The 12,393-nt window shown below is 69.8% G+C and carries 15 protein-coding genes; 4 read left to right on the top strand and 11 right to left on the bottom strand.

Going from position 1 to position 12,393, the window contains the following annotated elements; genetic code table 11:
• Nucleotides 1–3: 3 nt before the first annotated feature.
• Both ACWDSJ_RS15275 and ACWDSJ_RS15270 read right to left on the bottom strand, forming a co-directional pair.
• On the bottom strand, nt 4–906 hold the full coding sequence (locus ACWDSJ_RS15275; protein ID WP_450032410.1) for a serine hydrolase: 903 nt from the start codon (nt 904–906) through the stop codon (nt 4–6).
• Between the two features lie 9 nt (nt 907–915).
• Entirely contained in the window at nt 916–2,307 is a 1,392-nt protein-coding gene (locus tag ACWDSJ_RS15270) for a glycine--tRNA ligase (protein ID WP_387368887.1), read from the bottom strand.
• A 169-nt stretch (nt 2,308–2,476) separates the two neighbouring features.
• Here ACWDSJ_RS15270 and ACWDSJ_RS15265 point away from each other — a divergent pair, with 169 nt between their 5' ends.
• A complete protein-coding gene (locus ACWDSJ_RS15265; protein ID WP_387368885.1) occupies nt 2,477–2,872 on the top strand; it encodes an ArsR/SmtB family transcription factor in 396 nt (131 codons plus the stop codon).
• A 3-nt stretch (nt 2,873–2,875) separates the two neighbouring features.
• Complete coding sequence (locus ACWDSJ_RS15260) at nt 2,876–3,289, top strand: Fur family transcriptional regulator (protein ID WP_387368883.1); 414 nt, start codon at nt 2,876–2,878, stop codon at nt 3,287–3,289.
• Between the two features lie 115 nt (nt 3,290–3,404).
• On the opposite strand, the gene ACWDSJ_RS15255 is transcribed toward ACWDSJ_RS15260, so the two are convergent.
• Nucleotides 3,405–4,358 carry a hypothetical protein gene (locus ACWDSJ_RS15255; protein ID WP_450032407.1) on the bottom strand — a complete coding sequence of 318 codons (954 nt, stop codon included), beginning with the start codon at nt 4,356–4,358 and terminating at the stop codon, nt 3,405–3,407.
• Nucleotides 4,359–4,461: 103 nt separating this feature from the next.
• Between ACWDSJ_RS15255 and ACWDSJ_RS15250 the strand changes: the two genes are divergently transcribed.
• Entirely contained in the window at nt 4,462–5,061 is a 600-nt protein-coding gene (locus tag ACWDSJ_RS15250) for a TetR/AcrR family transcriptional regulator (protein WP_450032405.1), read from the top strand.
• Here the strand turns inward: ACWDSJ_RS15250 and ACWDSJ_RS15245 are convergent.
• From ACWDSJ_RS15245 to ACWDSJ_RS15230, 4 genes are all read right to left on the bottom strand, one after another.
• The gene (locus tag ACWDSJ_RS15245; RefSeq protein ID WP_387368877.1) at nt 5,058–5,459 is read right to left on the bottom strand and encodes a hypothetical protein; all 402 of its coding nucleotides are present in this window, start codon (nt 5,457–5,459) and stop codon (nt 5,058–5,060) included. The two genes, ACWDSJ_RS15250 and ACWDSJ_RS15245, sit on opposite strands and share 4 nt — an antisense overlap.
• On the bottom strand, nt 5,456–6,160 hold the full coding sequence (locus ACWDSJ_RS15240; RefSeq protein ID WP_387369024.1) for an isoprenyl transferase: 705 nt from the start codon (nt 6,158–6,160) through the stop codon (nt 5,456–5,458). Before ACWDSJ_RS15240 ends, ACWDSJ_RS15245 begins: the two co-directional genes overlap by 4 nt.
• Before the next feature lie 231 nt (nt 6,161–6,391).
• Complete coding sequence (recO, locus tag ACWDSJ_RS15235) at nt 6,392–7,156, bottom strand: DNA repair protein RecO (protein WP_387368875.1); 765 nt, start codon at nt 7,154–7,156, stop codon at nt 6,392–6,394.
• A 42-nt stretch (nt 7,157–7,198) separates the two neighbouring features.
• Complete coding sequence (locus ACWDSJ_RS15230; RefSeq protein WP_387368873.1) at nt 7,199–7,606, bottom strand: hypothetical protein; 408 nt, start codon at nt 7,604–7,606, stop codon at nt 7,199–7,201.
• Nucleotides 7,607–7,783: 177 nt separating this feature from the next.
• Here ACWDSJ_RS15230 and ACWDSJ_RS15225 point away from each other — a divergent pair, with 177 nt between their 5' ends.
• The gene (locus ACWDSJ_RS15225; protein ID WP_450032402.1) at nt 7,784–9,199 is read left to right on the top strand and encodes an amidase; all 1,416 of its coding nucleotides are present in this window, start codon (nt 7,784–7,786) and stop codon (nt 9,197–9,199) included.
• On the opposite strand, the gene era is transcribed toward ACWDSJ_RS15225, so the two are convergent.
• The 4 genes from era to ybeY are packed head-to-tail and all read right to left on the bottom strand — an operon-like array spanning nt 9,196 to nt 12,386.
• On the bottom strand, nt 9,196–10,098 hold the full coding sequence (gene era / locus ACWDSJ_RS15220; protein WP_450032400.1) for a GTPase Era: 903 nt from the start codon (nt 10,096–10,098) through the stop codon (nt 9,196–9,198). The two genes, ACWDSJ_RS15225 and era, sit on opposite strands and share 4 nt — an antisense overlap.
• Nucleotides 10,095–10,478: a cytidine deaminase gene (locus tag ACWDSJ_RS15215; protein WP_387368867.1), complete on the bottom strand. Its 384-nt coding sequence runs from the start codon at nt 10,476–10,478 to the stop codon at nt 10,095–10,097. The genes era and ACWDSJ_RS15215 overlap by 4 nt, the downstream gene beginning before the upstream one ends.
• Complete coding sequence (locus ACWDSJ_RS15210) at nt 10,465–11,835, bottom strand: hemolysin family protein (protein WP_450032398.1); 1,371 nt, start codon at nt 11,833–11,835, stop codon at nt 10,465–10,467. The genes ACWDSJ_RS15215 and ACWDSJ_RS15210 overlap by 14 nt, the downstream gene beginning before the upstream one ends.
• A complete protein-coding gene (gene ybeY, locus ACWDSJ_RS15205) occupies nt 11,832–12,386 on the bottom strand; it encodes an rRNA maturation RNase YbeY (protein ID WP_450032396.1) in 555 nt (184 codons plus the stop codon). Before ybeY ends, ACWDSJ_RS15210 begins: the two co-directional genes overlap by 4 nt.
• Nucleotides 12,387–12,393: the final 7 nt, after the last annotated feature.

Here is a 12,393-nt window from a genome sequence, read left to right as displayed (position 1 = left end):
TCGTCAGTGGGCGGTGATTCCCGATCGGCAGGGGTGGTCGAGGGATTCGACGGCGGCGCGGGCGACGGCGCCGATCGCCCGATCCACGCGCGGCAGGCGATGGGCGAGATCGGTGGTTCGGGTGAAAACGGCTGCGGCATACCGAGTTCCGTCCGGATACTCCACAACGGCTATCTCGTTGCGCACGCCCGGTAGCGTTCCGGTCTTGCCCCGCACGGCGATCTCGTCGTCGAAGGCGGAGCCGATGCGGTGGTGGTTGAGCTGGGCCGACATCAGCTCGAGCAGCCACGCGCAGGCGGGCGGCGGGGCGGCCTCGTGGCGGGCGACGAGTTCCAGCAGACGGGTCATGTCGCGGGGAGTGCTCGCGGACGTGCGGCGGGGGTCCAGGATGCGCAGCCCGAGGATCTCCTCGGCGGGCATCTCCCGATAGCGGCGGGCGAATTCGGCGGCGTCGGCGACGCCCATGTCCTCGGCCATGGACGCGAGCAGATCCCGCAGCGCGCCCACGATTCTCGTGCGCGACAGCCCCAGCTCGCTCGTCAGCGCGCGCACATTCTCCAGGCCGACGCGGTCGAACAGCAGGTCGGCGGCGGTGTTGTCGCTGACGGTCAGGGCGAGCCAGGCGGCGTCGCGCAGGCTGTATTCCACGTCGTCGCGACAGCCCGAGGTGCCGGGGCCGCCGAGCCGGTCCGCGGCGCTCGCGCGCACCCGGTCGGTGGGGTCCAGCTGCCCGGCCGCGATCTGCCGGGCCAGCTCGAGCACCAGCGGCACCTTGACCACCGACGACAGGACCACGAGTTCGTCCGCGCGCCAACCGGTTTCGGCTCCGCATTCCAGGCAGCGGACGTGCGACCAGCCCTGCACGCCCGCTCGCGCGAAGATCTCCTCGGACTCGGTTCGACGCACCGCCGCCCGCTACGCCCCCAGCAGCCGCTGGGCCAGGTACCCCTCCACCTGATCCAGCGAAATCCGCTCCTGCGTCATCGAATCGCGCTCGCGGACCGTGACGGCCTGATCCTCGAGGGTGTCGAAATCGACGGTGACACAGAACGGCGTGCCGATCTCGTCCTGCCGGCGGTAGCGGCGGCCGATCGCGCCCGCGTCGTCGAAGTCGACGTTCCAGTTCCTGCGCAGCCGGGTCGCGAGGTCCTTGGCCTTGGGCGAGAGATCGGCGTTGCGCGACAGCGGCAGGACCGCGGCCTTCACCGGGGCCAGGCGGCGGTCCAGGCGCAGCACGGTGCGTTTCTCCATGACGCCCTTGGCATTCGGGGCCTCGTCCTCGGTGTAGGCGTCGATGAGGAACGCCATGAGCGAACGGGTCAGGCCCGCCGCGGGCTCGATGACGTAGGGGGTGTAGCGCTCGCCGGTGTTCTGGTCGAAGTAGTTCAGCTCGGTGCCCGAATGCTCGGAGTGCGTCTTGAGGTCGAAGTCGGTGCGGTTCGCGACACCCTCGAGCTCACCCCATTCGCTGCCCTGGAAGTGGAAGCGGTACTCGATGTCGACCGTGCGGGTCGAGTAGTGCGACAGCTTCTCCTTCGGGTGCTCGTAGAGCCGCAGGTTCTCCGGATCGATGCCGAGGTCGGTGTACCAGGCCAGCCGGGTGTCGATCCAGTACTGATGCCACTGCTCGTCCTCGCCGGGCTTGACGAAGAACTCCATCTCCATCTGCTCGAACTCGCGGGTGCGGAAGATGAAGTTGCCCGGGGTGATCTCGTTGCGGAAGCTCTTGCCGATCTGGGCGATACCGAACGGCGGCTTCTTGCGCGCGGTGGTCATCACATTGGCGAAGTTGACGAAGATGCCCTGCGCGGTCTCCGGGCGCAGATAGTGCAGGCCCTCCTCGGACTCGATCGGGCCGAGGTAGGTCTTGAGCATCATGTTGAAATCGCGCGGCTCGGTCCACTTGCCGACGGTGCCGCAGTCGGGGCACGCGATGACCTCCATCGAGACCGAATCCGGGTCGTCGATCTTGTTCTTCTCGGCGTAGTTCTCCTGCAGGTGGTCCTGCCGGTGCCGCTTGTGGCAGTTGAGGCATTCCACGAGCGGGTCGTTGAAGACGCTCACGTGGCCCGAGGCGACCCACACCTGCCGGGGCAGGATGATCGCGGAGTCCAGGCCCACCACGTCGTCGCGGCTGATGACCATGGCACGCCACCACTGCTTCTTGATGTTCTCCTTGAGCTCCACGCCGAGCGGCCCGTAGTCCCACGCCGAGCGGGTACCTCCGTAGATCTCACCGCTGGGGTACACCAGGCCGCGACGCTTGGCGAGGTTGGCGACGGTGTCGATCTTCGACTTGGGTGCCACTGCTGAAGCTCTCCCTCTGGATGATGGGTGGTGGGCGATTCGAACCAGCCTATCGAGGGGCGCGCGGGGGCGTGGAAGCAGTATCGGTTCGACACACCGGGGGTCAAGATTGACATGCGCACCTGTGCATACCAATAATGGCATCGGTTTCCAATAAGGAGTTGGTTCGATGACCACCGACAGCGGTGCCCCCCTTCGTCGCAGTCGCGTCGCCGTGGAGGCGCCCACCCCGATTCCGCACGACCCGTACCCGTACCGCGCGCCGAGCGCACCCGCGGTTCCGCCGCGCGCGATTCTGGACAACGCGGGCGAGCTGCTGCGCGCGTTGGCCGCGCCCGTGCGCATCGCCATCGTGTTGCAGCTGCGCGAGTCGCCGCGCTGTGTGCACGAATTGGTCGATACGCTGGGCGTGACCCAGCCGCTGGTCAGCCAGCATCTGCGCATCCTCAAGTCGGCGGGCGTGGTGCGTGGCGAGCGAACCGGCCGCGAGGTGATCTACGAGCTGGTCGACGACCACTTGGCGCGCATCGTCGTCGACGCCGTCGCACACGCCGAGGAAGGGTGATCCGTGCCGGACAAGACGGGCACAACCGAAAAGACGGTCGGTATTCGCAGTACCCGCCAGCGCAGCGCGATCGCCGCGCTGCTCGGCGACATCGATGAGTTCCGTTCCGCCCAGGAACTCCACGACGAACTCCGCCGCCGCGGCGAGGGCATCGGCCTCACCACGGTCTACCGCACGCTCCAATCCCTCGCCGAGGCGGGCAAGGTCGACGTCCTGCGCACCGACACCGGCGAATCGGTCTACCGCCAATGCTCCAAGGGCCATCACCACCACCTGGTCTGCCGCCACTGCGGCAGCACGGTCGAAGTGGAAGGCCCCACCGTCGAAGCCTGGGCCGAATCCATCGCCGCCCAACATGGTTTCACCCAGATCAGCCACACCCTGGAAGTCTTCGGCATCTGCCACCGCTGCACCTGACCCCAGGCACGGCACCCCAGCCGCACCCTTTATTCGAATCCGCACCCCTTGTAGAGCCCTGCAAGGGGTGCGGATCCATATAAAGGGTGCGGATTGGGTTGCCGTGCTTGGGGATTCAGGCGGGGGTGGGGGCTGGTTGGGGGCGGAGGGTGGCGAGGGTGATGAGGATGAGGGCGGCGGCGGACCAGGTGAAGAGGACCGTCAAGGGGGTGGTGAGGGCGTGGGAGTCGAAGAAGGCGACCGAGCGGAGGAGGGTGGCGGCGGCGCCCGGGGGGAGGTATTGGCCGAGGGAGCCCCAGAAGGTGGGGAGGAGTTCGGGGGCGGAGGTGGCGGCGGAGAAGGGGTTGCCGATCAGGAGGAGGAGCAGGGCGGCGATGCCTATGCCGGGCCGACCGACGACCGCCGCCAGCCCGACCACCGAACCGGCGACGGCGAAGGAGACCAGGGCGGCTACGGCGGCGAGAGTCAGGTAGGAGCCGGGGAGGATGTCGAGCCAACCCTGGACCACGGACATGCTCAACAGCCCCGCCGCCACAGCGAAGGTGAACAACCCCGCCACTCGCGCGGCGAGGGTGGGGATGAGCAGGCTCAGGAGAGCGCCCGCGGCGGTACCCGCCATCACCAGGGGCAGGACCATGGCCCCGAAGGCCGCGCCGCGGGGGTCGTGGGAGTCGGCGGGGACGATGTCCTCGATGGGGTTACTCGGACCACCAGGGGCACTTGCCAACTGTTGCCCCATCTGCGTAAACAACTGCGCCACAACAGGACTCGCCGCTGAGGCGACCAGAAGGCGGGGTTGGCCGCCCCCGGTGACGATCGCGCCGTAGGCGTCGCGGTGTTCCAGGGCCGAGCGGGCGGCGGGCTCGTCGGGGACCGTGGTGATGGCGAAGGCGGCGGGGTCGTGTTGGGTGAGTTTGTCCGCGACGGTGGCGGCCTGGGGGCCGGTCACGACGAGGGGGAGGTCGCGGGGCTTCAGGTTGGCGGCGGGCCAGGCGAAGGCGATCAGCATGACGGCTTGCAGGACGGCCGCGGCCAGGCCCACGGCGATCGCGCGTGACATGGCGTTCATGAGGGCTCCCCAGAAAATCGGAGGTTCGTTCTCTTTGAGCTCCCACCGTGACACCTCCCGTCGAAGCTTGTCAAGAACGAACATTCGTTTTATTTTGGAGACCATGCCCCGAGTCAGCGCGGAACACCTCGAGCGCCGCCGCCGCCAGATCCTCGACGCCGCGCAGGAATGCTTCGCCCGCAAGGGTTTTCACGCCACCTCGATGCAGGACGTTTTCGCCGAGTCCGGCCTGTCGGCGGGGGCGGTCTACCGCTACTTCAAGAGCAAGGACGATCTGATCGCCGCCCTCGCCGCCGACGCCATGGTGCTCATCGGCGGTGTCATGGCCGAACTCGTCCAGCGCGATCCGCTGCCCACCCCGAGCGCGGTCATCGGCACCCTGACCAGCGAGATCGTGCGCATCGGCGAATCCAGCGGCCGGGTGCGCCTGGCCCCGCAGGCGTGGGCGCTCGCGGCAATCGATCCCGAGGGGCACCCGTACGTCGGCGCGGCCATCGGCATGTTCCGCGAGCGCTGGCGCGAGTACGCCGACCGGATGCGCGCGGCCGGGTGGCTGGCCCCCGACGCCGACACCGACGCCGTGGCCAAGACCCTGCTCGGCATCATGCCCGGCTTCCTGCTCCAGCACGTGCTGCTCGGCGACACCGATCCCGAGGCCATGGCACGCGGGATGGAACTCCTGTTTAACTTTCGAAAACGCTAGGGCAGCAACCCTTTTCGCGCCCGCCCCGCACCCGACAACACCAGCAGCAGCATGGTCGTCAACGCCGCGTCCGACAGTCCGGCGGCCGGGAAGGTATAGCGCAGGATCACATCGGCCAGCTTGTCGTGCCCGATCACGGTGAGCGAACCGAACTGCAACGCGTTGTTCCGATCGGCCACCCGCTTGTGCAACTGCGGTTTGAGCGGCCGGTCCCAAGCCAGCACGCAGGTCAGCGTGAGCACATCGAGGCCCTCCGCGAGGGTGACCCCGCGCAACGAGCACAGCGCGCCCTCGAATTCGAAGCCCAGCCCGCCGTCCTCGACCCGCACCGCGATATCGCATCCGGTCAGGCACGCACCGGCGCGGGCCTGCAACTCCTCGGCCGTGGTCGGGCTCATTTCACCCCGCCGAAACGCCGGTCGCGCTTGGCGTACTCCACGCACGCCTCCCACAGGTTGCGCCGGTCGAAATCGGGGAAAAGCGTGTGCTGGTAGACGAATTCGGCGTAGGCCGACTGCCAGATGAGGAAGTTGGAGCTGCGCAACTCGCCGGAGGGGCGCAGGAACAGGTCGACGTCCGGCATATCGGGTTCGTCGAGGTAGCGGGCGAAGGTCTCCTCGGTGATCTTCTCCGGATTCAGCTCCCCCGCCGCGGCGAGGCGCGCGATTTCCCGTGCGGCGTCGGCGATCTCGGCCCGGCCGCCGTAGTTGACGCACATGGTGAGGGTCATCACCGTGTTGTCCTTGGTGAGCTCCTCGGCGATCTCGAGTTCCTTGATCACGCTGCGCCACAACCGCGGTCGCCGCCCGGCCCAGCGGACCCGCACCCCCATCTCGTGCATCTCGTCGCGGCGGCGGCGGATGACGTCGCGGTTGAAGCCCATGAGGAAGCGCACCTCGTCGGGGCTGCGCCGCCAGTTCTCGGTCGAAAAGGCGTACGCCGACAGCCATTTCACGCCGATCTCGATGCACCCCTCCACGGTGTCCATGAGCACCGCCTCGCCGCGCTCGTGCCCCGCGGTGCGCGGCAGCCCCCGCTCCTGCGCCCAGCGCCCGTTGCCGTCCATGACGAGCGCGACGTGCCTGGGCACGAACTCCATCGGCAGTTCGGGCGGCCGCGCCCCGGACGGATGCGGCGACGGCGGACGAACGGTGCGGCCCTGAGCGGTCGAGGTGCGATTACCGATCACGCCCCCAATCCTGCATCACGCGCCGGAGCCCGTGACCACGACCCGGAATTCTCGCCCCCTCCGCCCGGGTTCCGGGTCCGGCGACTCCGCTTCCGCTCACCGCACCTCGGCCCGAAGCGCGACGCCACGCCGACGCGCGACTCACCCCACCCGCGTATCCGCGTCCTCGTGCGGCCGGGTCCGCTCGATCAACGGCAAGGTCCGCAACTGCCGCTCGAGATGCCACTGCAAATGCGCCGCGGTGAGCCCGCTGGCCTGCCGCCGCACCCCCTCCGGCACCGCGTCCAGCCCCGACCAGTCCCCCCGATTCAGCGCGCTCATCAGATCCAGCACCCCCACCGCGGGCGTGGCCGAGCCCGGCGGGCGGCAGTGCACGCACACCGCTCCCCCGGCCGCGACGTGGAAGGCGCGATGCGGACCGGGGGTGGCACAGCGCGCGCACTCGTCCAGCGCCGGGGCCCAGCCCGCGAAACCCATGGCGCGCAACAGGAACGCGTCCAGGATCAGCTCGTGCGGACGCTGGTGGGCGGCGATGGCGCGCAACGCCCCCGCGGTGAGCGTGTGCAGCCGGGGCGCGGGCGCCCGTTCCTCACCGGCGAGGCGTTCGGCGGTCTCGAGGACCGCGCAGGCGGTGGTGTAGCGGCCGTAGTCGGCGACGATGTCGGCGGCGAACGCCTCGACCGTGTGCACCTGGGTGACGGTGTCCAGATTGCGGCCGGGATAGAGCTGGATGTCGACGTAGGCGAAGGGCTCGAGCCGGGCCCCGAACCGCGAACGGGTGCGCCGCACGCCCTTGGCGACCGCGCGGACCAGGCCGTGCTGGCGGGTCAGCAGCGTGACGATGCGATCGGCCTCGCCGAGCTTGTGCTGGCGCAGCACGATCGCATGGTCACGGTAAAGACGCACGGACCCATCCTCGCATGCCCGCCCCGCGCGGCGGCCGGAACACTACCGCACGCGATTCTCGCTGTAGAGCTGCTCGATGCGCGGCGCGTGAATCGTGCGCAGCAGCAGCGTGGTCCAGCCGGTGCGGGTGCGATCGATGCCGAAGTTGTCGGCCTCCACGAGCATCCGCTCGGGACCCTGGAGTTCCATCGTCACCGCCGGATGTCCGAGCGGGACGTCCACGAGCGCCTCGCGATTGCCCCACACGATCAGTCGGCGCTTGCTCATCGCCACCGTGCCCGCCGCGATATCGGTCCAGCTCGAGGACGCGTAGTGCAGCGCGGTGCGATAACTGCGCCGGGCCACCGAGCCGCTGATGGGACCGAAGACGATGATGCCGTCCGACTCCAGCGCCGAACGCAATTGCAACGGTAGCTCTTTCGATCCGAACGCCCGGGACATCCACTTCACGCGAATGGATGGTAGGCCGGTCGCTCGGTCCGTGCCGGGGCGCACCCGGCGCGCTCCTGGGAAAACGGCGGCCGGGGACATCACAATTTGAAAACAGCGCACCTCGAAAGCCGGATGTGGACGTCCGACCAACTCCGCGTTACCGTTCGGGGCAAGGACCGACGAGACGGAGCTCACATGACGACGGCGTCCACCCGTGACCTCGGATTGGCCGAGCTCGCCGCCGCGATCACGCGCGGCGACACCACCTCGGTGGCCGCGACCACCGACGCGCTCGACCGCGTCGAGGCGAGCCGCGACACGCTCAACGCGTTCCGGATCGTGCGCCGCGAACGCGCCCTGGCCGAGGCCGCCGCGGCGGATCGGCGCGTCGCCGCCGGGGAGCGGGCGCCGCTGCTGGGCGTGCCGATCGCGATCAAGGACGACACCGATATCACCGGGGAGCCAACGGCTTTCGGCTGCGGCGGCGAGTTCCCGGCCAAGACCGAGGACGCCGAGGTGGTGCGGCGGTTGCGGGCGGCGGGCGCGGTGATCGTCGGCAAGACCAACACCTGCGAGATCGGGCAGTGGCCGTTCACCGACGCCGAATCCTTCGGCTACACCCGCAATCCGTGGGACGCCGAACACACCCCGGGCGGCTCCTCGGGCGGGTCGGCCGCGGCGGTGGCGGCCGGATTGGTGCCCGCCGCACTGGGTTCCGACGGGGCGGGGTCGGTGCGCATACCCGCCTCGTGGACGAATCTGGTGGGCATCAAGCCGCAGCGCGGGCGCATCTCGACCTGGCCGCTGCCCGAGTCGTTCCACGGCCTGACCGTGCACGGTCCGCTGGCCCGCACGGTCGCCGACGCGGCGCTGCTGCTCGACGTCGCGGCGGGCGCGCATCCGGGCGACCGGCACACCCCGCCCGCGCTCACCGTCTCCGACGCCGTGGGCCGCGATCCGGGGCGGCTGCGCATCGCGCTGTCGTTGCGAATCCCGTTCACCGCCACCCGAACCGCGCTGGATCCCGAGGTGGCGGCCCACGTGCGCGGCGTCGCGGACACGCTGCGCCGCCTCGGCCACGAGGTGACCGTCGCCGATCTGCACTACGGCCTGCTGATCGGGGCGAGCTTCCTGCCCCGCTCCATGGTCGGCATCCGCACCGAGCTCGCGAAACTGCAAGGGGCGCAAGTCGATCCGCGCACCCGCTGCAACGCCCGCCTGGGCCTGCTGCTCGGCGGTCCGGCGCTGTTCGCGGCGCGCGCGGTGGAACCGTTGCTGCACAGGCGGATCGGCCGCTTCTTCGACGACTACGATGTCGTCCTCGCCCCCACCACCGCGACCCCGCCGCCGCCGGTGACGGCCATGCAGGGCCTGGGCGTCTCGGCGACCGACGCGCTGATCACCGCCGCCTGCCCCTACACCTGGCCGTGGAACGTACTGGGCTGGCCGAGCGTGAACGTGCCCGCGGGCATCACCGACGCGGGCCTGCCGGTCGGCGCGCAACTCATGGGCCCGGCCTGCGCCGAACCGCGGCTGGTTTCGCTCGCGGCACAACTGGAATCGGAGCTGCGCTGGGACCGGCAGCGCCCCGACCCCTGGTGGGAGCGTTAGAAACCCAAGCGCCCCAACTGTTTCGGATCGCGCTGCCAGTCCTTGGCGACCTTCACATGCAGATGCAGGTAGATGCGGGTGCCGAGGATGTTCTCGATCTGCTTGCGCGCGGCGGTGCCGACCTCCTTGAGGCGGTTGCCGCCCTTGCCGATGACGATGGCCTTCTGGCTCGGCCGTTCCACGTAGAGGATGGCGTGCACGTCGAGCATGCCCTCGCTCTCCTCGCGCGGCAGCACCTCCTCGATGACCACGGCCAGCGAATGCGGCAGCTCGTCGCGCACCCCCTCGAGCGCGGCCTCGCGGATGAGCTCGGCCATGAGGGTTTCCTCGGGCTCGTCGGTCAGCTCGCCGTCGGGGTAGAAGGCCGGGCCCTCCGGCATTTTCGACGCGATGACGTCGATGAGGACGTCGACCTGCTCGTTCTCGACCGCCGACACCGGCACCACCTCGGCGTCGGGGCCGAGCAGCTCGGCGACGGCGAGCAGTTGTTCGGCGATCCGGTCGCGGCTCACCTTGTCGATCTTGGTGACCACGCCGATGCGGGTGGTCTTGGGCGCCATCTGCTCGATCTGCTGGGCGATCCAGCGGTCGCCGGGGCCGATCCTCTCGTCGGCGGGGATGCAGATCGCGATGACGTCGACCTCGGAGTAGGTGTCGCGGACCAGGTCGTTGAGCCGCTGCCCGAGCAGGGTGCGGGGCCGGTGCAGGCCGGGGGTGTCGACCAGGATCAGCTGGGCGTGCTCGCGATGGACGATGCCGCGGATGGTGTGGCGGGTGGTCTGCGGGCGGGAGGAGGTGATCGCGATCTTCTGGCCCACCATGGCATTGGTGAGCGTGGACTTGCCCGTGTTGGGGCGGCCCACGAAACAGACGAAGCCGGACCGGAACTCCTCGCTCATTCGACGACCTCGGATCGGGCGCCGAAGCCGTCCTCGACGGTGTCGTAGATCGCGCCCTTGCGGTCGGCGAAGATGATCCGCGCGGTCGACGAAACCTCTTGTACGGCGGCCACTCCCGGGTCGCGCAGCTGCGCGCCGACCACCACGGCCGCCTCGAAGCCCTCCGCGCCGCTGGACATGGCCGCGGCCACCGCCGACTGCAACGCCGTGAGCCGCAACGCTTTCAGCGCCACCTCCCCCGCCGCGTAGGTGCGCCCGTCGGTGTCGCGCACCGCCGCGCCGCTCGCGCCGCCGGTGCGGCCCAGCGCGCCCCGCGCGAGCACCAGCAGCTTGTTGTCCTCCGCGTCCAGCCCGGCGGCATCGCGTTCACTCATCGCCATCTCCATCCTCGGTACCCACCGCTTCCTGCTCGTCGCCCGGCGCGCGTTCCCCGCCGCCCGGCGTCTCGTCCGCCTCACTCGACCCGTCCTCCGGCGCGCGCTTCTCCGGCGCCCGCTTCACCAGGACCGTGTGCACGCGGACCCGGCCGCGCGCGTCGGCGCCGCCCTCGCCGCGCAGTTGCAGGCCGTGCACGACGGCCTTGGAGCCGGGCAGGGGCACCCGGCCGAGCGCGTGCGCGAGCAGGCCGCCGACGGTGTCGACGTCCTCCTCATCGATGTCCATGTCGAACAGTTCGCCGAGATCTTCCACCGAAAGTCGCGCCGCCACGCGGTATTTGCCGTTTCCGAGGTCCTCGACGGGGGCGATCTCGTCGGTGTCGTACTCGTCGGCGATCTCCCCGACGATCTCCTCGAGCACGTCCTCGATGGTCACCAGGCCCGCGATGCCGCCGTACTCGTCGACCAGCAGGGCCATGTGGTTGCGGCGGCGCTGCATCTCGTCGAGCAGGGCGTCCAGCGGTTTGGAGTCGGGCACGAACACCGCCGGGCGCATGACCTCGCGCACCCGCACCTTCTTGCCCCGATCCGCGTACGGCACAAGGTCTTTCAGGTAGACCACGCCGAGGATGTCGTCGACGTTCTCACCGACCACCGGGATCCGCGAATGTCCGGACCGCACGGCCAGCGACATCGCCTGCGCGGCGGTCTTGTCCGCCTCGATCCACACCATCTCGGTGCGCGGCACCATGACCGCGCGGGCGGCGGTGTCGCCGAGTTCGAACACCGACTGGATCATGCGGCGTTCCTCGGAGTCCACCACGCCGCTCTGCTGGGCCATGTCGACGACCTCGCGCAGTTCGATCTCGGAGGCGAAGGGGCCGTTGCGGAATCCGCGGCCGGGGGTGATGGCGTTGCCGAGCACGATCAGCAACCGGCTCACCGGGCCGAGCAGCGCGCCGATGGCCTGCAACGGCAGGCTCGCCCCGAGCGCGATGGAGTAGGCGTGCTGGCGGCCCAGGGTGCGCGGGCCGACCCCGATGACCATGTAGTCGACCACCACCATGACGACCGCGGTCACCAGCAGCGCCCAGCCCGCGGGCAGCACGTCGACGAAGACGGCGGCCAGCAGCACGGTCGCGGTGATCTCGCACACCACCCGCAGCAGCACCATGAGATTCACGTAGCGCGGCCGGTCGACCACCAGCCGCGCGAGCCGCCGCGCGCCCGTGCGGTCGGCGCGCACCAGATCGTCCACGCGGGCCGGGGAGATCGTCACCAGCGCCGCGTCGAGGGCCGCGAAGACGCCGCCCGCCGGGACCAGCACGATCGCCAGGAGCAGCAGGATCAGCGAATTCACGCCGGGCCCAACGGATCACCGGCGTCGGTGAATCCGGTCTTGCCCAGCAGCCTGCGGTCGCGTTCGGCGAGTTCGGCGCGGCGCTGCGCCTCGCGCAGGCTCTCGTACCAGTCCGCGAGCAGCCGCGCCTGGAGGCCGAACATCTCCTTCTCCTCCTCCGGCTCGGCGTGGTCGTAGCCGAGCAGGTGCAGGATGCCGTGCACGGTCAGCAGCGCGAGCTCGTGATCGACCGAATGCCCGGCCTTCTCGGCCTGTCCCGCCGCGAACTCGGGGCACAGCACGATGTCCCCCAGCATCGACGGCCCCGGCTCGGCGCTGTCGGGCCGCCCGCCCGGCTCGAGCTCGTCCATCGGGAACGACATGACATCCGTCGGCCCCGGCAGATCCATCCACCGCATGTGCAGATCCGCCATGGTGTCGAGATCGACCAGCACCATCGACAGTTCGGCGGCCGGATGCACATCCATCTGCGCTATCGCGAACCGCGCGACACTGACCAGTTCTTCCTCGGATACGTCCATACCCGACTCGTTGGCGATCTCGATGCTCACCCCGTCA

The sequence above is a fragment of the Nocardia sp. NPDC003482 genome (assembly GCF_053588115.1).
This window is presented reverse-complemented; position numbering and strand designations above follow the sequence as displayed.